Source organism: Helicobacter sp. 23-1046 (genome assembly GCF_053654635.1).
On record NZ_JBSIUS010000001.1, the window covers coordinates 47,899 to 64,876 of the forward strand.

21 protein-coding genes are annotated in these 16,978 nt (G+C 41.5%); 13 read left to right on the forward strand and 8 right to left on the reverse strand.

What is annotated here, in order from left to right:
• Positions 1-5: 5 nt before the first annotated feature.
• The 4 genes from ACWIUJ_RS00255 to ACWIUJ_RS00270 form a co-directional block, all read right to left on the reverse strand.
• The gene (locus ACWIUJ_RS00255) at positions 6-617 is read right to left on the reverse strand and encodes a T6SS effector amidase Tae4 family protein (protein WP_454168198.1); all 612 of its coding nucleotides are present in this window, start codon (positions 615-617) and stop codon (positions 6-8) included.
• Positions 610-1,386, reverse strand: coding sequence for a hypothetical protein (locus tag ACWIUJ_RS00260; protein WP_454168199.1), 777 nt, complete (start codon positions 1,384-1,386; stop codon positions 610-612). The genes ACWIUJ_RS00255 and ACWIUJ_RS00260 overlap by 8 nt, the downstream gene beginning before the upstream one ends.
• 93 nt (positions 1,387-1,479) lie before the next feature.
• Positions 1,480-2,361 (reverse strand): threonine/serine ThrE exporter family protein, encoded by an 882-nt coding sequence (locus ACWIUJ_RS00265; RefSeq protein ID WP_454168201.1) that lies wholly within the window; start codon positions 2,359-2,361, stop codon positions 1,480-1,482.
• Positions 2,362-2,454: 93 nt separating this feature from the next.
• Positions 2,455-3,672, reverse strand: coding sequence for an argininosuccinate synthase (locus tag ACWIUJ_RS00270; protein ID WP_454168203.1), 1,218 nt, complete (start codon positions 3,670-3,672; stop codon positions 2,455-2,457).
• A gap of 75 nt (positions 3,673-3,747) precedes the next feature.
• Between ACWIUJ_RS00270 and ACWIUJ_RS00275 the strand changes: the two genes are divergently transcribed.
• Entirely contained in the window at positions 3,748-3,894 is a 147-nt protein-coding gene (locus ACWIUJ_RS00275) for a hypothetical protein (RefSeq protein ID WP_454149709.1), read from the forward strand.
• A gap of 17 nt (positions 3,895-3,911) precedes the next feature.
• On the opposite strand, the gene msrA is transcribed toward ACWIUJ_RS00275, so the two are convergent.
• Genes msrA through ACWIUJ_RS00295 form a run of 4 tightly spaced genes read right to left on the reverse strand, consistent with a single transcriptional unit; the run spans position 3,912 to position 6,960 of the window.
• Entirely contained in the window at positions 3,912-4,490 is a 579-nt protein-coding gene (gene msrA, locus ACWIUJ_RS00280) for a peptide-methionine (S)-S-oxide reductase MsrA (RefSeq protein ID WP_454168205.1), read from the reverse strand.
• The gene (locus ACWIUJ_RS00285; protein WP_454149707.1) at positions 4,490-4,735 is read right to left on the reverse strand and encodes a 2-hydroxymuconate tautomerase family protein; all 246 of its coding nucleotides are present in this window, start codon (positions 4,733-4,735) and stop codon (positions 4,490-4,492) included. Before ACWIUJ_RS00285 ends, msrA begins: the two co-directional genes overlap by 1 nt.
• 52 nt (positions 4,736-4,787) lie before the next feature.
• Positions 4,788-5,768 carry an iron-sulfur cluster assembly scaffold protein gene (locus ACWIUJ_RS00290; RefSeq protein WP_454149705.1) on the reverse strand — a complete coding sequence of 327 codons (981 nt, stop codon included), beginning with the start codon at positions 5,766-5,768 and terminating at the stop codon, positions 4,788-4,790.
• A gap of 25 nt (positions 5,769-5,793) precedes the next feature.
• A complete protein-coding gene (locus tag ACWIUJ_RS00295) occupies positions 5,794-6,960 on the reverse strand; it encodes a NifS family cysteine desulfurase (RefSeq protein ID WP_454168207.1) in 1,167 nt (388 codons plus the stop codon).
• 228 nt (positions 6,961-7,188) lie between these two features.
• Between ACWIUJ_RS00295 and smpB the strand changes: the two genes are divergently transcribed.
• The 12 genes from smpB (at position 7,189) to nuoK (ending at position 16,977) form a co-directional block, all read left to right on the forward strand.
• Positions 7,189-7,701 (forward strand): SsrA-binding protein SmpB, encoded by a 513-nt coding sequence (gene smpB / locus ACWIUJ_RS00300; RefSeq protein ID WP_454168209.1) that lies wholly within the window; start codon positions 7,189-7,191, stop codon positions 7,699-7,701.
• A gap of 206 nt (positions 7,702-7,907) precedes the next feature.
• Complete coding sequence (locus ACWIUJ_RS00305; RefSeq protein WP_454149700.1) at positions 7,908-8,312, forward strand: NAD(P)H-quinone oxidoreductase subunit 3; 405 nt, start codon at positions 7,908-7,910, stop codon at positions 8,310-8,312.
• A complete protein-coding gene (locus ACWIUJ_RS00310; protein WP_454149698.1) occupies positions 8,294-8,818 on the forward strand; it encodes a NuoB/complex I 20 kDa subunit family protein in 525 nt (174 codons plus the stop codon). Before ACWIUJ_RS00305 ends, ACWIUJ_RS00310 begins: the two co-directional genes overlap by 19 nt.
• Positions 8,819-8,820: 2 nt before the next feature.
• Positions 8,821-9,621 (forward strand): NADH-quinone oxidoreductase subunit C, encoded by an 801-nt coding sequence (locus ACWIUJ_RS00315; RefSeq protein ID WP_454168211.1) that lies wholly within the window; start codon positions 8,821-8,823, stop codon positions 9,619-9,621.
• On the forward strand, positions 9,621-10,871 hold the full coding sequence (nuoD, locus tag ACWIUJ_RS00320; RefSeq protein WP_454149694.1) for an NADH dehydrogenase (quinone) subunit D: 1,251 nt from the start codon (positions 9,621-9,623) through the stop codon (positions 10,869-10,871). The genes ACWIUJ_RS00315 and nuoD overlap by 1 nt, the downstream gene beginning before the upstream one ends.
• The gene (locus ACWIUJ_RS00325; RefSeq protein WP_454168213.1) at positions 10,868-11,155 is read left to right on the forward strand and encodes an NADH-ubiquinone oxidoreductase subunit E family protein; all 288 of its coding nucleotides are present in this window, start codon (positions 10,868-10,870) and stop codon (positions 11,153-11,155) included. The genes nuoD and ACWIUJ_RS00325 overlap by 4 nt, the downstream gene beginning before the upstream one ends.
• Positions 11,152-11,988: a hypothetical protein gene (locus ACWIUJ_RS00330; RefSeq protein ID WP_454168215.1), complete on the forward strand. Its 837-nt coding sequence runs from the start codon at positions 11,152-11,154 to the stop codon at positions 11,986-11,988. The genes ACWIUJ_RS00325 and ACWIUJ_RS00330 overlap by 4 nt, the downstream gene beginning before the upstream one ends.
• Entirely contained in the window at positions 11,981-14,416 is a 2,436-nt protein-coding gene (locus tag ACWIUJ_RS00335) for a 2Fe-2S iron-sulfur cluster-binding protein (protein WP_454168217.1), read from the forward strand. The genes ACWIUJ_RS00330 and ACWIUJ_RS00335 overlap by 8 nt, the downstream gene beginning before the upstream one ends.
• A complete protein-coding gene (nuoH, locus tag ACWIUJ_RS00340; RefSeq protein WP_454149686.1) occupies positions 14,413-15,402 on the forward strand; it encodes an NADH-quinone oxidoreductase subunit NuoH in 990 nt (329 codons plus the stop codon). Before ACWIUJ_RS00335 ends, nuoH begins: the two co-directional genes overlap by 4 nt.
• Before the next feature lie 17 nt (positions 15,403-15,419).
• Positions 15,420-16,109, forward strand: coding sequence for an NADH-quinone oxidoreductase subunit NuoI (nuoI, locus tag ACWIUJ_RS00345; protein ID WP_454168219.1), 690 nt, complete (start codon positions 15,420-15,422; stop codon positions 16,107-16,109).
• On the forward strand, positions 16,106-16,678 hold the full coding sequence (locus tag ACWIUJ_RS00350) for an NADH-quinone oxidoreductase subunit J (RefSeq protein WP_454168221.1): 573 nt from the start codon (positions 16,106-16,108) through the stop codon (positions 16,676-16,678). Before nuoI ends, ACWIUJ_RS00350 begins: the two co-directional genes overlap by 4 nt.
• The gene (nuoK, locus tag ACWIUJ_RS00355; RefSeq protein ID WP_454149680.1) at positions 16,675-16,977 is read left to right on the forward strand and encodes an NADH-quinone oxidoreductase subunit NuoK; all 303 of its coding nucleotides are present in this window, start codon (positions 16,675-16,677) and stop codon (positions 16,975-16,977) included. Before ACWIUJ_RS00350 ends, nuoK begins: the two co-directional genes overlap by 4 nt.
• Position 16,978: the final 1 nt, after the last annotated feature.

Sequence of the window (16,978 nt, forward strand, 5' to 3'; positions counted from 1 at the left end):
ATTTATTATAACTTCCAAAACATAATTTTCACAGCGTCAATATCATTAAGAAAAGCCCTAAAATGTAATTCCGCCACTTCATCGCCTACGCCAATTTCTTTGTAGTCTCCAAGACATTGTTTATCCCCATACCATAATGTAGTATGCCCTGTTAGACCCTCTGCTTGTATTTTTACGCTAGATGATTTCATTACTATTATGCCATTATTGTCATTTTCTTTTAGCCATTTTATGCACTCATCAAGCGTAGTTTTAGTAAAATCAAAATATTTATCTTTGTCTTTTTTGCCCCAAAGTTTATCTAAAAATTTACCCATATCCCAAGCACCCATAATATACTTCATTTTATCTTTGCCAATTCTTGGATTACCACCAATAACATTTCTTGCTTGTGGATTTTGTAGTGATTTTTCAATCGACATACCACCATAATTTAGCGCATAGCTTAGCCTTATAGCACAAGTATTATAAGGCTCATTTGTGTGAAAAATTTTTTGAAACACTGCTTGATTATTATTTCCTCCATAAACCCCATTTATATCCTCATACGCCCTTTTCACGCTTTCCCATTGCGGTCGCTGTATGTTTTTTGCTATTCTTTTAATTTTTTCAGGCATAGATTTCAATCTCCCCTGCTGGTATATTTTTTCCATTAAAGACATTTTTTAGCAATGCTTGATTGTCGCGTATTGTAGCGTTTATGATAAAAATTTCGCTTTGTGTTTTAACCTCTATTTCTATTTGCTCATTATCCTCATACCCACTCGTAACAATATGTAAATTCATATCATTGCTATGCCTTGAATCATCGTCCTCTAATTTTATCATTTCCTCCCCATAGCTAAAATACATTTCAATGATTTCTTTTTGGGATTGTGAGTTGCTAGAATCTGTGTTTGATTTTGCATTAGATTTTGAATTAGATTCGTTAGATTTTGCGCTAGATTTTTGGTTAGATTCGCTTATAGTTTCTGCGTTTTCATTGCCATTTTGTGTATTATCAAAATTTGCCACCTCCTCATCTAGCTCGAAAATATCCTTTGCTTTTGGCTCATCTTGTAAGATTAGCGGTGAGCCTTTATCGGTTAGGACTTGAGAGATTGCTTGGGCTAGGACTATTTTTTGATTGTTTATTTCTAGTAGCGTTGAAGCGATAGAATTTGGGATATTGACTAATTTCGTGCAAGGGCTAGGCACACCTGCGATATTATTCGTGCAGCCCACAATGGTGGCATTTGCTAAGTCTTGCAAACTTATCATTCCAGCGTCATTGCCACTAGAATCTTGCACGCACATTAAATCTTTTGTGCTTGATTGAAGCAGGATTTTGCCTTTATGAGCGCATTCTATGGCGTCAGATTCTAGCAGTGGATTTAGCTTTGGCATTTAGATTCCTTATGTGGATTTTAGATTTTACTTTATCTACTCGTAGGTATGTTAGGTTTTTGCACCTTATGCGTGGCAATGACACAAACCCCATCACAAAATATTGATTTTGGAAATGCTAAGCGTGATAAACACCCCTGCTGCAAGGCAAATCATCGCCACTGCCATATTTATGGTGCGTGAGATTCCCATTAGCGTGTTTTCGTGGATAATATCCACAAAGGCGTTGATGATAAGTGCGCCCGGGATAAGATAGAGGATACTCCCCGCGATAGCTATATCAGGCGTGGCAGAGAGCCCCAGCCACACGCCGATATACGCCGTAAAAGACACGATAAATGAGCATAGCAAATACTGCGCTCGAGAATCTAGATGGATTTTGTGGCAAAAATGGCGCACCAAAATCCCCACAAAAGTCCCCGCAAAAATGCAAAGCAACGCTCCCAAATCCCCGCCAAAAAGCCGACAAAACGCCGCATTGCCAAGACTAATGATAAACACGCCTAGCACAGCGGAGAGTCGCTTTTGAGAAAGGGTGTAATCAAAGGATTTTTGGGCTTCTTTTAGGCTTAGGTGCTCATCGTGGATTTGCCAGCTTAGCGCACTTAGATTGGATATGAGCGCGAGATTTGCCCGTAGCGGCGCGTTGTTTATGACTTGAGTTCGGCGGTTATCGTAGTTGTGCGCATCGGTGATATTGATAGTAATGTATTTCAAAAACACGCTTAAATGCACTTCATAGCCCCACGCCTTGCCGATTCGCTCCGTGCATTTGATGATGCGCGAAGTGTATGCGCCATTGCTAAGCAATGCGCTAGAATAACGGCACAAAAAATCACACACAGCTTCGATTTTGGGCTTTGGCTTATGCGGGATTTTGGGCGTGGATTGTTGATTGTTTTGGGGTTGTTTCTTGTGGGGAGATTCTGTGAGGTGGGGTTGTTGGGCGGTTGTATTTTTGTTAGCGCGTGGCATTAGCGTATCCTAGTTAATGTTGGTTTCAGTTGGTTTAGCGTGCGATTATAGCACACCAAATCCCAACTGAAATCTACGCACATAGAATTTTACTTATTTTTTACACTTTGCCTTGCCTGCGATGATGAAGCGCAATGCGTTTAGCTTGATAAAGCCCGCGGCGTCCTTTTGGTCATAGACGCAATCTTCCTCAAAGGTGCTATACGCGGCGTTAAAGAGCGAATTGCGCGAATTGCGCCCTAAAATCGTAACATTGCCCTTGTAGAGTTCTAGGCGCACTTGCCCATTTACGCGTTGCTGTGTCTTGTCGATGAGGGCTTGGAGTGCCTCCCGCTCGGGGCTAAACCAATAGCCATTGTAGATAAGCTCGGCGTATTTTGGCATTACAGAATCTTTGAGATGTGCCTCTTCTCTATCGAGGGTGAGAGATTCTATGGCGCGGTGTGCTTTGAGGTAGATGCTCCCGCCGGGCGTCTCATAGCAGCCGCGCGATTTCATTCCCACATAACGATTTTCGACTAAGTCAAGTCGTCCGATTCCATTTTTGCTCCCTAGCTCGTTGAGTTTTTCCCAAAATTTCGCAGGGCTTAGCTTTTTGCCATCGATTGCTACGCCATCGCCTTTTTCAAACTCAATGGTAATGATTTGGGGTTTATCAGGCGCATTTTTAGGACTCACACTCCACCGCCACATACTCTCTTCAGGCGCGACATTTGGGTCTTCGAGAATCTGCCCTTCATAGCTTATGTGGAGCAGGTTTGCGTCCATTGAATAAGGCGATTTATTTGCCTTTTTTTCGATTTCAATACCCGCTTTTTGCGCGTAAGAGAGAAGTTTCTCGCGACTATTTAAGTCCCACTCACGCCACGGAGCGATGACTTTTATGTCTGGGTTTAGCGCGTAAGCCCCGATTTCAAAGCGCACTTGGTCATTTCCCTTGCCTGTCGCGCCGTGCGCTATGGCATCTGCACCGACTTTTTTGGCGATTTCGACAAGTCGCTTGGCGATAAGCGGGCGAGCGATACTCGTGCCTAGCAGGTATTCGCCCTCATAGATTGCATTTGCCCGAAACATTGGAAACACAAAGTCTGCTATAAACTCCTCTCTTAAATCCTCGATAAAAATATTTTGCTTTTTTATACCGAGTTTGAGAGCCTTTGCCCGTGCGGGCTCGACTTCCTCGCCCTGCCCAATGTCTGCGGTGAAAGTGAATACTTCACAGCCATAATTATCACCCAACCATTTGAGAATCACGCTTGTATCAAGCCCGCCAGAGTAGGCAAGGACTACCTTTTTTATGGATTTTGGCATTTTTACTCCTTACATTAACAAATTTTGGGTTATTATAGTTTCCTTTGCATAAATTTAGACTTAAAAGGAGAAATTATGGGAGTAGTTGAGTGGATTGGCATAGCTTTAGTGTTGGTTTGTGTTATTTTAGTGGCAAAGAAGTTTATACAACCTAAAAAAGGCTGTGGTTGTGGCTGTGGCACACAGAGTGAGAAAAAGACACATAAGGCAAGGGTAAAGTAAGAGAAGTAAAGTTTTATTTAAGATTGCAAATTTAGTGGCTCTAATGCCTTTGTTATATCAATGTGGCAGTAGCCATTGGGGTTTTTTGCGAGGTATTTTTGGTGGTAGGATTCTGCGGGGGTGAAGTTGGCTAGAGGCAGGACTTCGGTGGCGATTTGCAAAGGCGTTGTCAAAGATGGCGTTGTCAAAGGGGAAATTCTCAAAGAGGTTTTTATGGCGATTTGTGGAGCGATTTTGCTAGCGATAAATTCTTTTGCGCGCGCTAAAATGCGCTCATCTAGCGCGTAGATTCCGCTACGATATTGCGTGCCTATGTCATTGCCCTGTCTATTTATGCTTGTGGGATTTATGATACTAAAAAACCGCGCAAGCAGAGAATGTAAAGGCAAAATCCCCTCATCAAAGTCAATCTCCACTGCTTCTACCGCGCCACTTAGCCCGCTACACACCACTTCATAGCTTAATGTTTGGCTTGGATTCTTAGTGTATTGCGGGAGGGCGTTTGCATAACCCACTTGAGAATCAAGCACACCTTTGATTAAATCAAAATACGCCTGCACACCCCAAAAGCACCCGCCCGCTAGATAGATTCGCATTATTTGAGCTTTTTTGCTTGGGATTTGCTTTGTGCTTTTGCTTGCTCTTTGCGAACTTGTGTGATTGGCTTGCCTCCTAGCCCGTAGTCATCGGTGTGGATTTCATCGATTATTACCACGGTGCTAGATTTGTTTTTGCCTAGCACTTGGGCTAGCAAATCCGTTACACCCTCGATGAGACGAGCTTTTTGCTCCTTTGTGGGTTCGCCATTTTCTTTTGTGATACGAATATTGACAAATGGCATTCTTATCCTTACAAATTTTTAAGATTCTTGCTTTGATACATCAAATAGGCATTTATATCGGCATTACACGGATACTAGAATCTAGATTCTCTTGCAAGACAGATTCTATCGCATAGAGCGTGCCTGTGGCAGCACTCGCGCACCCATCGCACGCCCCCATATAGCGAATGTATATATCAATATGCCCATCGCTTGTGTCTTTAATATCGAGGATTTCCATATTTCCGCCGTCCATCATTAGCATAGGGCGGATATTTTCATCGATGACTTTATCCACCATTTTTACCTTTTGCACCATTGTCATATCGGAGAATTTCGCGCCATCACTTTGGCTTTTTTCATATTGATTTTTGAGCTTTTCGCTCTCCATTTCAGTGCGCACGGCGTTTAAAATATCCACGAGATAATATTCTCTCTTCTCGTGTCCGCCCTCTTTTATGCAGGATTTGCAAAACGCGCCTGCTTTGGTGTATTGCGTGATTTCTTCTACCGTTTTTAAGTCGTTGAGTTTGATGACTTCTTTTATGGTTGAGAGGCTAACGCGCGCGCATTCACACACGATGATTTCGTCCTCAAAATCCTCCGCATCTTTGCCTAGATACATTCCTGCAGCCTTTTTGATGACATCATACGCCATTACCGAGCAGTGCATTTTTTGCCCGGGCACAGCGGGCGTATCGGGGTCATCACGCAGTGCCTTTTCCACATCGATATTGGTGATTTTCACGGCGTCTTGGACTTTTTTGTTTAGGCATAGCTCTACCATCATATCGCTACTTGCAATCGCCGTCCCACAGCCAAAGCTCTTAAACTTCGCATCAATGATTGTATCATCGTTATCCACGAGCCAATAGAGTCGCACCGCATCGCCACAAGATTCTGCGCCATAGTCGGCAACGATTAGCTTCGCGCCTTTTTCATCTGCCATTTCTTGCGTGATGACGCCCAAATGTGTGGGGTTGTCCATTCGTTGTGCTACTTTTTTGCTATATGCGTCCCATAACGCACCACCGATTAAGTCATTTTTTGCCATTTTTTATCCTTTACTTATTTTGTGTTTATGCACTATAAGTGCTAGAGATTTCTCGTAGTCTTGCTACGGCTTTTTTAAATACATCAATCATATACTCCACTTCTTCTTGTGTGTTAAAGCGACTAAGTGAGATTCTAATCGCTGTGTGAGCGAGCTCTTTATCTGCACCGATGGCGACCATTACAGGATTTGCTTCTAAATCCTCGCTCGCACACGCACTACCCGTGCTACACGCGATTCCAGCTTTGTTTAAATCCCATAGCATTGCCTCACCCTCAATCCCACGCACACTGATAAGTGTCGTATTTGGCACGCGATTTTCTCTACTGCCCACTACAAACACATCATCGATTTTTAATAATTCATCTTCTAAGTAATCACGCATTTGGCGCACTTGTTTGTTTTCATACTCAAGTGCGTCATTTGCTAAACGCATTGCTTCGCCCATACCCACGATATAGGGGACATTGAGCGTGCCACTTCTGCGCCCGCGCATATGCTCGCCTCCGTGAAGTAGAGGCGTGAGATTCACACCCTTGCGAATGTAGAGCGCACCTATACCCTTTGGTCCGTGAAATTTATGTGCAGAGAAACTTAGTAAATCCACATTAGCTTTTTGCACATCCACAGGGATTTTGCCGATAGCTTGCACTGCATCGGTGTGAAATAAAATATCTCGTTCTTTGCACAACTCGCCAATTTGCTCAATAGGGAATATAAGCCCTGTTTCGTTATTTGCCCACATAATGCTTACAAGGGCTGTATCATCGCGCAAAGCATCACGCACTTGCTCCACAGAAATATTCCCATTGGCATTGATTGGTAAGCGCGTAACTTCCACACCTAGAGATTCTAAAAAGCTACAAGTTGAACCCACAGCTGGGTGCTCAACCTCTGTGGTAACAATGTGTCGCTTTTTGCCACTATGAATCAAATCAAAATACACACCCTTTAGAGCCCAATTATTTGATTCTGTTGCGCAAGAAGTAATGATGACATCATCTTCATCATTGGCGTTTATGCCTGCGTAGAGTTTATCAATCGCTTCAGCGATTGGCTTATGCAAAATCGTGCCAAATTTATGCAAGCTGTTTGGATTCCCAAAATGCTCGCTCAAAAATGGGTCCATTAACGCCTTGACTTTGGGGTCAATCATTGTCGTGGCGTTATTATCAAAATACACCTTTTCCATTCTCTTTTCCTGCCTTATTTTTAAGATTTTATGTGTATAAAGTCTAATCTTTTAGTAAGTTTTGGTAAATGCGTGGCGATTTTACAAAATATTTTTTAATTAAATTACAATTTTACGCCCATTTATGCCTAAATGTTGGATTTGTCATAATTCTTGCTTTAAGTGGGGACATTGTGTAGTTTTTGTTAGAATTACAATAAAAGCATTAAGTCATTTTTAGGGAGCGCAATGCAAAAGAACTTGAGTAAAAATAACACAAAAAATGATACACAAACGCGACAAAAGCTCGTGCATAAGAATAAAAAAGCATTTTTTGATTATGAGATTATAGAATCTTTAGAAGCAGGGATTGCGCTTGTGGGAGCAGAGGTAAAAAGTGCGCGTGCTATGCGCGTGAATCTCAAAGATAGCTTTGTTCGTATTATTAAGGGAGAAGCATTTTTGTTTGGTGCGCATTTTAGCGCATTGCAGCATACCAACGCATTTTTTAAGCCAGATGAGCGCAGAGTGCGAAAACTTCTTTTACATAAAAAGCAAATTGACAAACTCTTTGGCAAGGTTAGCACGCAAGGTTTTAGTATTGTGCCATTAAGCATATATTTCAATCATAAAAATACTCTTAAGGTTCAAATTGCACTTGTGCGTGGCAAGAAACTTTATGATAAACGAGAAAGCATTAAACGCAGGGAATTAGACCGTGAAGCAAAGAGTAGCATAAAAAACGCCCTTAAAAATGCTTGAGATAAAACCTAAAATAAGCAGAAAGTTCGTCATAAGGACAGAATCTCCAAGACTCCATACAAAAATTTATCACAATAGTTTTTGACTTTTTTACTAAAATATTACAAAGTTAAAGAAATAAGAAACTTTTTTGCATTTTTAAGGAATAAATTATGTATTTTTGCGTAAAATTATGAGTGAAATACAACAAATAAAGCAGGAAAACGATGAGTCATACAACATTTGCCTATCCATATATTGGTGTGTTGCTCGCACTTATTATGAGCATTGCGATTTTTGGCGGGCTTTTGCATTTACAGCATAAGATTTCAAATGCGATTGCCAAAAAAGATAGAGAGAAGCTAAAACTCGCTCCTTATGAGTGTGGCGTTACACCAAACAAACAATCAAACACGATTTCTTCGCAGTTTTTTTTACTTGCGCTATTGTTTATTTTGTTTGATATTGAGGTGATTTTTATGATTCCTTGGGCGATTGATTTCAAGCTCTTTAGGGATTTTGGGTTGGGTGGCTTTGTGTTTTTTGAAATGCTTAGCTTTCTTGCACTTTTGATTGTTGGGTTTGTGTATGCGTGGAAAAAGGGAGCATTGCAATGGCAGAGCATAAAATAAACTATTTGCAAAATGGCGGGTTACCCATAGTGCTTAGCACGGTGGATAAGATTCTAAATTGGGGACGAAGCAATTCGCTGTGGGGAATGACTTATGGATTGGCGTGTTGTGCTATTGAGATGATGGCGACAGGCGGTTCGCGCTATGATTTGGATAGATTTGGGAGCATTTTTCGCGCTTCTCCACGACAAAGTGATTTGATGATAATCTCTGGCACGGTAACCAAGAAACACGCACAGTTTGTGCGCCGATTATACGACCAAATGCCCGAACCACGATGGGTGATTTCTATGGGGAGTTGTGCGAACACAGGCGGAATGTTTAATACTTATGCTACCGTGCAAGGCGTGGATAGAATCATTCCTGTGGATATTTATTTGCCCGGCTGTGCCCCACGCCCTGAAACCTTGCAATATGCAATTTTGATGTTGCAACAGCATATCCGCTCAAACAAGGCTATCCCTGTGGCACAGAACAAACATTTAGAATCTAAGCGAATGGTGTAGTTATGGTAAAAAATCAAGTCCCAAATAGACAAAAAAAAGTCGCTTATACGCAAAAATTTGAGATTCCAAAAGCTGTGCCAAGAGTGGATTTTATGCAGTGGCATTTTGCTAGTGAGCTTATCGTCGCTTTGCCTAAGCTTATACAATCACACTATATGGAGCTAGGAATGCCGACAATTTGGGTGGATTCCAAAAATATACTTGCGGTGTTTGAGCGACTTTTTGGGCTTGGTTTTGAGACATTAACCGAGCTTGTAGCGGTGGATTTTTTAGAACAAAGAGATGAGTTTGAGCTTTCTTATTTGTGCGTGAAATATGAGGACAATGGGCGAAAGATTGTGCGATTAAAGGTGAAGTGTGTGTTAGGCGCAGGTGATAGTATAGATTCTCTTACACCTTTTTATAAAAGTGCGAATTGGGCAGAGCGTGAGTGTTTTGATATGTTTGGCATTGAGTTTAAAGGACACAAAGACTTGCGTAGAATCCTTATGCCACCTGATTGGGTGGGACATCCATTGCGCAAATCATATCCGCTACAAGGCGATGAAAATGCTGCTTGGTATGAGGTTGATACGATTTTTGGCGAGCAATATCGCGATGTAATCGGTCCTGAGCAACGCGATAGCGCAAGGATTGATAGAGGCGATAGCATTAACTTTGCACCAATGCGAAAATATAGTGGAGATTCTAAAAATGCAGACACGCAAGGCGTGATAGATACACATAGATTCCAAGAAGAAAATAAACCTTATGCTATCAAGCGATACCCAAAAACTCCAACAAAACTCAAAGAGAAACGATAATGGCACAAGTTTATACACGATTAAACCCTAGTTTTGAGAATATCTTTTTTGAGCGTCAATCTCAAGGCGATGAGCATACTCCAAGCAAAATCACTCTTAATTTTGGACCACAGCACCCGAGCGCGCACGGGCAACTGCGACTTATTTTAGAGTTAGAAAATGAAATTGTTACCAAAGCCACACCTGATATTGGTTACTTGCATAGAGGGGTAGAAAAGCTCGCAGAAAATATGATTTATAATGAGTTTATGCCAACCACAGACAGACTTGATTATATTTCATCGGTGAGCAATAACTTTGCCTATGCTCTTAGTGTTGAGAAACTTATCGGCGTGGAAGTGCCATTGCGTGCGGAGGCTATCAGGGTGATTTTATTAGAGCTTAGTCGTATTATCTCACATATTTTCTATGTAGGCGTGCACGGAATGGATGTGGGCGCACTCTCTATTTTCTTATACGCGTTTAAACAACGCGAATATGGACTTGATTTAATGGAGGAATACTGCGGGGCACGGCTTACACACAATGCAATGCGTATCGGTGGTGTGCCACTAGATTTGCCTCCAAATTTTGATAGCAAGGTGTGTAATTTTTTAGATTCTTTGCCACAAATGTTAGGACTTATTGAAGGTTTGCTTGACAAAAATAGAATCTGGAGAACGCGATTAGATGGTGTGGGCGTGATTTCTAAAGAGATTGCCAAATCGTGGGCATTAAGTGGCATTATCGCTCGAAGCTGTGGTTTGGAGGTTGATATTCGCAGGAGTGAGCCATATAGCATTTATGAGAAATTTGACTTTGACATTCCGCTTGCTAAAGAGGGCGATTGCTATGCGCGTTATCGCTTATATATGGAAGAGATTAGACAATCTGCTAAAATTATTCGTCAAGCGTTGGAGTTTTATAAAGGCACATCATCACAAATTATGGCAAAAGATGCACGATACATTTCTCCCACAAAAGAGCAGATAATGACACAAAACTATTCGCTAATGGAGCATTTTGTCCTTGTTACGCAAGGTATGCGCCCTCCTGTGGGAGAATCGTATGCCCCAACAGAATCTCCACGCGGGGAATTGGGCTTTATTATCCACTCACTTGGTGCGCCATATCCTTATCGCTTGAAAGTGCGTGCCCCTTGCTTCTATCACACAGGGCTTTTGCAAGATTTGTTGTTGGGGCATTATCTCGCTGATGTGGTCACAATCATCGGGAATCTTAATGCAATTTTTGGCGAGGTGGATAGATGAGGCGATATGATTTGCGACATTTAGGAGCGCAGTGCTTGGAGAGAATGCGCGAGATTATCACACAAAGTGAGGATGGTGAAGTGAGTATTTTTATCTTTGAGCTTGTCGAGTTTGATTTAATCCAAAAAAGCGCGGATTTAGCGTTAGAATGTGGCGCGGAGCTAATCAATTCCATTCGCTTTAACGAGAAAGATTGGACTTTTGTAGTGCGCAAAGGCTCTTTTCACACCCTCCAATCCAGCACACAATCTACCCCAGCACAATCAAGCGAGGCAAAACAATGAAAAAGTTTGCAACGATACTCAATGCTAACATAAAGCCATTTGCAGATATAAAACCAGACATTTCATTTGTCAGTGTTGGAGTATTTCCTGCGTTAGCGCACTCTATGACACATTCTAGCGATAATATTATCTTGCACCCGTTTTTTACACCCAATGGCTATAATTATGAAATTGGCACAGAACACGCAGTTTGCGCGCTTTTACTTTGGGGAGTTTGTGAGAATCTTGCTAAGAAAAATGATGAGGTGCAAGAATTTTTAGAGAGCCTTGATATTGGTTACTTGGCTAGCGAGAGTAATATGAGCGAGGAAGAAGCTCTTAATATTGGTCGTTTTTTGTGCGACAAAAAGTGCGCATTATTGCTTGGTAGGGATTTAGCATTACACCAAAAGTCCTCGCTCATCGCACAACTTATACGCACAATCGCGTTATTAACTCACACGCAACTTTACTTGCAGGATTTAGATGTAGGCTTAGATTCCACGCAGGGATTGATTGCGCTTACAAGTGCTATTGCAAGCGAATTTGAGGATTTGCCACAAAGCGATGGTGCGTTTGTCTATCAAGTGCTTCCAAGTGATTTGCAAAAAGTTAGTTTGCCAAAGGACGCCAAATTACTTATGCCAAACAACTTTGGTATGATTTTTAAACTACAAGATATTTCAAGCGCGCCAACCCCATATACATTGCGCTTAGAAAGCGCAGATACATTAGAGATTCAAGCGAGATTGCTAAGTGAGTTAAAAGGCACGATAGCTATCCTTTGTTCGCACGAGATTTCACGCTATCCGTTTTATAAAATTACCTCACTGCAAGGAGGTGTGAATGTCTAACATTATAGAATCTACCAAAGTGTGTATAAATATCGATGGTGTAGAGATATTTTGCAATGAGGGCGATTACATTTTGCAAGTCGCACGGCGCAATGGCATTGAGATTCCCGCGATTTGTTATCTTAATAATTGTTCGCCCACGCGTGCGTGTAAAATGTGTATGGTAGAAATTGATGGCAAAAGAGCCTATGCGTGCGCGAGTAAAGCAAAAGACGGAATGCAAATAATCACACAAAACGCAGAGCTCCAAGATGAGCGTAGAGCTATTATGCAAACTTATGATGTTAATCACCCATTGCAATGCGGTGTATGTGATAAAAGCGGAGAGTGCGATTTGCAAAATTGGACAAACAAAATGGGCGTGCAGAGCCAACATTTTTTTATTCAAGAATCCAACAAACCACACGCAAGCTGGGCAAAAGTAAATTATGACCCAAATTTATGTATATTATGCGAGCGATGTGTAACTACTTGTGATGAGAATCTAGGCGAGGCAAACCTCAAAGCACAAAAAGCAGATTTACAAGAAGTTGATACCACATTGTGGAAGGACACAATCCCAAAAGACCCGCTAAGCGTGTGGGTAAGGAGACAAAAATCACTTATTAGTTTTGTAGGCGAGCAACCCTGCTTAGATTGTGCGGAGTGTGTGAGTGTATGCCCTGTGGGTGCGCTTATTGTCAAGGATTTTAAGTATAGAGCAAATGCGTGGGAACTTAGCAAGATTCCCACTACTTGCACGCATTGTGCTGGTGGCTGTCTCATATATATGGAATCTCGCCATAGCAATTTAGAAGGCAAAAAGCAAATTTATCGCATTACTAATGATGGCGAGTTTGAGCCCATTTGCGGGACAGCACGATTTGGCGGAGATAATATAAGCGAGCCACTGAATGCAACCAAAATAGACTTACAAGAATGTATAGACGCTTTTAGCACTGCTAAAAGCGTGATTGTCGGGGATTTATGCACCAATGAGGAAATTATCATTTTAGAATCATTGCGCCAAAAAATTGGTTTTAACTTATACAATAAGAGAGCACAGAATTTTGGCGCGTTTATCACAGCATTAAAAAACGCAGGCGCACAAATAGGGTTTCTCTCCTGTGTGAAGCAGGCAAAGGGCATTATTAGCATTGGCACAAACTTGCCACACGCAATGCCATCTCTGCGTTATCTTATTAACCAAAAACTTAAAGCAGATAAGGAATGCAAATTCGCACATTTTCACTCGTTTGCTAATACGCTTATCTCAAGGCTTGGTCGCAATTCAAAGTCGTTTGTCTATGAGGTGGGCGAAATTTGCGCCTTTTTAGAGAATCTCACAAAAGAGCTTATACCAAAGCAAGAGAGCCTGCAAGGAGATTCTAAAGATACTTCTACGCAAAATCAAGATAAAGATTCTCATACCACACAAGAATCTACGCAAGATTTGCCATCGCCAGCGTTTGATGGATTTTTCACACAGGGTTTTGTCGCGCAAAATGGAGTGATTATCATAGGCGAGGAAATTTACTCTCACGCTCAAAGTGCGCGTATCGTGCAACTTCTCGCACAATTAGCACAATCTTGCAAAATGGCAATCTTTTGTATCCCGCCTTTTGGCAATGCGCTTGGTATGCTTTCATTGGCGCATTTAAGCGATTATGCACAGTTGCAAGACATCGAGCATTGCATAGGCGTGCGTGTATGCAATGATGAAATATATGAGGAGTTTGGCAAGATGGCGTTTGTCCTTGATAGCCACAACCCAAATAGCAAGCAAACACCACCCAATGTTGCTATAAAAGCCCTTGCCCAAATGGAGGGAAGCGTGCTTAATGCAGAGTTGCGTTTGTTGCCTCTTGCGCCTAGCTTTGATTGCGCGTGTTTGGATTTGGCTGATATTGCGTGTGGCTTTGGATTAGGAAGCGGGTATATGAGCGACTGGAGCAAGGAAATGGGCGCGTTTAACCACAATTTTACACTACAACATTTACATAGTCTTAGGAATTTTTACGCCCCAAATGGGGAAAACAAACGAGGCAAACTTTTAGAATCTAAGGGCTTTTTAGATTCTCTTTATCCGCGTATAGCTGGGTTAAAGCCTTTTAGCAATGACACACAATCCAAGTCTTTAAACGCACTTTTAGCTCATAGTCCATCGTATTTTAATCACATTAACGCGCGTTCAGATTCATTGCAAAATAAAGTAGGTGTGTATGTTTCGCCAGCGTATGCGCAAAGCCTTAATATCACACCCAATGATTTTGTGCTCTTGCAAAACGATAAAGGAGCAAGCCTTAAAGCCCAAGTGTTTGTTGATTACAATATGGATGGCGAATTTTTCGTCCTCTCTCCATTGCTTAAGGGTGCGAGGGCATTATTTGGCAATGCGCTTTATACCAAGTTACGCGTGCAGACATCAAGTGTGGGAGCGCAACAATGAGTTTTTATATCACAGAAACTATTTTAAAGATTTTAGTCATTATTGCAGTTTTTGCTTCATTAGGGGGATTTTCCACTTATTTGGAGCGCAAGGTTTTGGGTATTTTTCAACGGCGCATTGGACCAAATTATGTTGGGCCTTTTGGTTTGCTTCAAGCCCTTGCCGATGGCATTAAACTCTTTTTTAAAGAGGATATTATCCCGCTTAATGCCAATCGCTTAATGTTTATTATCGCGCCTATTGTTTCGGTTGTATCGGCGTTTGTTGCGATGAGCGCGATTCCATTTTTTCCTGAGTTTGAAATGTTTGGACACACTATCGCGCCTATTGTCGCAGATGTCAATATGGGAATCTTGCTCTTTTTGGCGATAAGTTCGTGTGGGATTTATGCGCCTTTGCTTGCTGGCTTTAGCTCGCATAGTAAGTATTCGCTCATTGGTGGAGCGCGAGCAGTGGTGCAGTTTGTAAGCTATGAGATGATTACAGGGCTTAGCTTGCTTGCTCCACTGATGATTGTGGGCTCGCTTTCGCTTATTGATATTAACAACTATCAAGCAAATGTGAGTGATTGGCTCATTTTTAAACAGCCTCTTGCTTTTGTGCTTTTTGCTTGCGCGGCGTTTGTAGAGCTTAATCGCACGCCATTTGACTTGTTAGAGCACGAAGCAGAGATTGTCTCTGGGTATTGCACAGAGTATAGCGGGCTTAGGTGGGGGATATTTTTTATCGGTGAATACGCCAATATGATTGCGGTGTGCTTTATTTTTGCATTACTCTTTTTTGGTGGTTTTAATCCCATAGGCTTTATCCCCGGAGGCATAGCAATTTTGCTTAAAGTATGCTTTTTTATCTTTTTGTTTATGTGGGTGAGGGCGACTTTACCACATATTCGTTCAGACCAGCTACTAAGGGCGTGTTGGAAAGTGTTGTTGCCTTTGGCACTACTTAATGTTTGCATAACGGGCGTAGTGCTACTTTTGGTATAAAGCATAAAGGAGTAAAAATGGCAAAATATTATTATATTGCAGAATCAAAAAAGCCTAAAAATTTCTTTTGGCGTGTGATTTCAGCCATTAAAGTAACTTTTTCTCTTGATATTATTAAGGGATTATCGTTGAGCTTAAGAGAATTTTGTAGTAAAAGTGTAACGGTGCAATATCCTCTTGAGAGTATGCCACTTTCTTCGCGTTATCGCTCTATTCATAAACTCCAGCGATTATTGGAATCCAACAACGAACGATGTATTGGCTGTGGATTGTGCGAGAAGATTTGCACGAGTAATTGCATTCGCATTATTACAGGCATTGGAAGTGATGGGCGTAAAAAAATCGATGATTATACGATAAATTTTGGTCGTTGTATTTATTGTGGATTGTGCGCGGAAGTGTGCCCAGAGCTCGCCATTGTGCACGGAGAGCGGATAGAAAATGCAAGCACACAACGAGCGCATTTTGGCGCAAAGGACTTTTTGTTGGAAAAAGCACCAAGTGGGGAATTTCAAGGATATGGAAGCGTGAGTGTAAATGCTGATAGCTTGCTTATTCCCACTCCCCTAGCGTATGGGATTAAACAAAAAGTTGATGAAAGCCAAGAGGATAACATTTCGCAAGAAAATACTGCCCCACAAGAACAAAACACACCAGATTCTCATAGCACAGCACAATCCCAAGCAAATACGGAGACAAGCCAATGATAGAATCTTTTATTTTTTATGCCTTTGGTGTGCTTGTATTGGGACTTTGTCTCGTGGTGGTGCTTTCTAAAAATGCTCTTTATGCGATGAGTGCGCTTGCGCTTGGAATGGTGCTTGTATCGGTATTTTACTTTTTGCTTAATGCAGAGTTTTTAGGCGTAGTGCAAATCGTAGTGTATGGTGGCGCGATTGTAGCGTTATATGCTTTTGGTATGATGCTTTTTAATCTTACTAAAGATTTTAAACAATCGTATAAAAACAAAACCCTTGCCATAGTGCTAAGCGTGCTTGTGGGGGCATTATTGGTTGTGATTTGTGTTATGTTTGTGGGCGAACTTGAGCTTTTTGGGAATCTTACGCTTAGTGTGCAATCAAAAGAACCACTCAATAATGTCCAAACATTTGGGTTTTTTGTTTTCACACAATATCTTTTTGCCTTTGAGATGGCAGCGATTTTATTGCTCCTTAGTATGGTCATAGCAATCGCACTTGTAATGCACAAAAACACAGAATCTAGCGATAAAAATGCACCAGATACGCTAAACCTTACAAATGGAGGGGAGCAATGATAGGTTTGTATCATTATCTTATTTTGGCTTCATTGTTATTTTGCGTGGGGCTTTTTGGACTTATGCAACGCAGAAATCTCTTAATGCTCTTTTTTTGCACAGAGATTATGCTTAATGCTGCAAACATTGCATTGGTGGCTGTTGGGGCACATTTAGGCGATATACAAGGACAAGTGTTCGCCTTTTTTGTCATTGCTATTGCAGCAGCTGAAGTGTGTGTAGGACTTGGATTGTTGGTGGTATGGTTTAAAAAGCAACGCAATATCGATTTGCATTCATTAAGCAATCTTAAAGGATAAG

What these genes read in the sequence shown, in the direction of transcription:
- ACWIUJ_RS00275 (WP_454149709.1), top strand. Translation starts at nt 3,748, where the DNA reads ATGGGAGTAGTTGAGTGGATTGGCATAGCTTTAGTGTTGGTTTGTGTT.
- ACWIUJ_RS00350 (WP_454168221.1), top strand. Translation starts at nt 16,106, where the DNA reads ATGATAGAATCTTTTATTTTTTATGCCTTTGGTGTGCTTGTATTGGGA.
- ACWIUJ_RS00270 (WP_454168203.1), bottom strand. Translation starts at nt 3,672, where the DNA reads ATGCCAAAATCCATAAAAAAGGTAGTCCTTGCCTACTCTGGCGGGCTT.
- ACWIUJ_RS00330 (WP_454168215.1), top strand. Translation starts at nt 11,152, where the DNA reads ATGAAAAAGTTTGCAACGATACTCAATGCTAACATAAAGCCATTTGCA.
- ACWIUJ_RS00325 (WP_454168213.1), top strand. Translation starts at nt 10,868, where the DNA reads ATGAGGCGATATGATTTGCGACATTTAGGAGCGCAGTGCTTGGAGAGA.
- smpB (WP_454168209.1), top strand. Translation starts at nt 7,189, where the DNA reads ATGCAAAAGAACTTGAGTAAAAATAACACAAAAAATGATACACAAACG.
- msrA (WP_454168205.1), bottom strand. Translation starts at nt 4,490, where the DNA reads ATGCGAATCTATCTAGCGGGCGGGTGCTTTTGGGGTGTGCAGGCGTAT.
- nuoK (WP_454149680.1), top strand. Translation starts at nt 16,675, where the DNA reads ATGATAGGTTTGTATCATTATCTTATTTTGGCTTCATTGTTATTTTGC.
- ACWIUJ_RS00315 (WP_454168211.1), top strand. Translation starts at nt 8,821, where the DNA reads ATGGTAAAAAATCAAGTCCCAAATAGACAAAAAAAAGTCGCTTATACG.
- ACWIUJ_RS00295 (WP_454168207.1), bottom strand. Translation starts at nt 6,960, where the DNA reads ATGGAAAAGGTGTATTTTGATAATAACGCCACGACAATGATTGACCCC.
- nuoI (WP_454168219.1), top strand. Translation starts at nt 15,420, where the DNA reads ATGGCAAAATATTATTATATTGCAGAATCAAAAAAGCCTAAAAATTTC.
- ACWIUJ_RS00305 (WP_454149700.1), top strand. Translation starts at nt 7,908, where the DNA reads ATGAGTCATACAACATTTGCCTATCCATATATTGGTGTGTTGCTCGCA.
- ACWIUJ_RS00285 (WP_454149707.1), bottom strand. Translation starts at nt 4,735, where the DNA reads ATGCCATTTGTCAATATTCGTATCACAAAAGAAAATGGCGAACCCACA.
- nuoD (WP_454149694.1), top strand. Translation starts at nt 9,621, where the DNA reads ATGGCACAAGTTTATACACGATTAAACCCTAGTTTTGAGAATATCTTT.
- ACWIUJ_RS00260 (WP_454168199.1), bottom strand. Translation starts at nt 1,386, where the DNA reads ATGCCAAAGCTAAATCCACTGCTAGAATCTGACGCCATAGAATGCGCT.
- ACWIUJ_RS00310 (WP_454149698.1), top strand. Translation starts at nt 8,294, where the DNA reads ATGGCAGAGCATAAAATAAACTATTTGCAAAATGGCGGGTTACCCATA.
- ACWIUJ_RS00255 (WP_454168198.1), bottom strand. Translation starts at nt 617, where the DNA reads ATGCCTGAAAAAATTAAAAGAATAGCAAAAAACATACAGCGACCGCAA.
- nuoH (WP_454149686.1), top strand. Translation starts at nt 14,413, where the DNA reads ATGAGTTTTTATATCACAGAAACTATTTTAAAGATTTTAGTCATTATT.
- ACWIUJ_RS00265 (WP_454168201.1), bottom strand. Translation starts at nt 2,361, where the DNA reads ATGCCACGCGCTAACAAAAATACAACCGCCCAACAACCCCACCTCACA.
- ACWIUJ_RS00335 (WP_454168217.1), top strand. Translation starts at nt 11,981, where the DNA reads ATGTCTAACATTATAGAATCTACCAAAGTGTGTATAAATATCGATGGT.
- ACWIUJ_RS00290 (WP_454149705.1), bottom strand. Translation starts at nt 5,768, where the DNA reads ATGGCAAAAAATGACTTAATCGGTGGTGCGTTATGGGACGCATATAGC.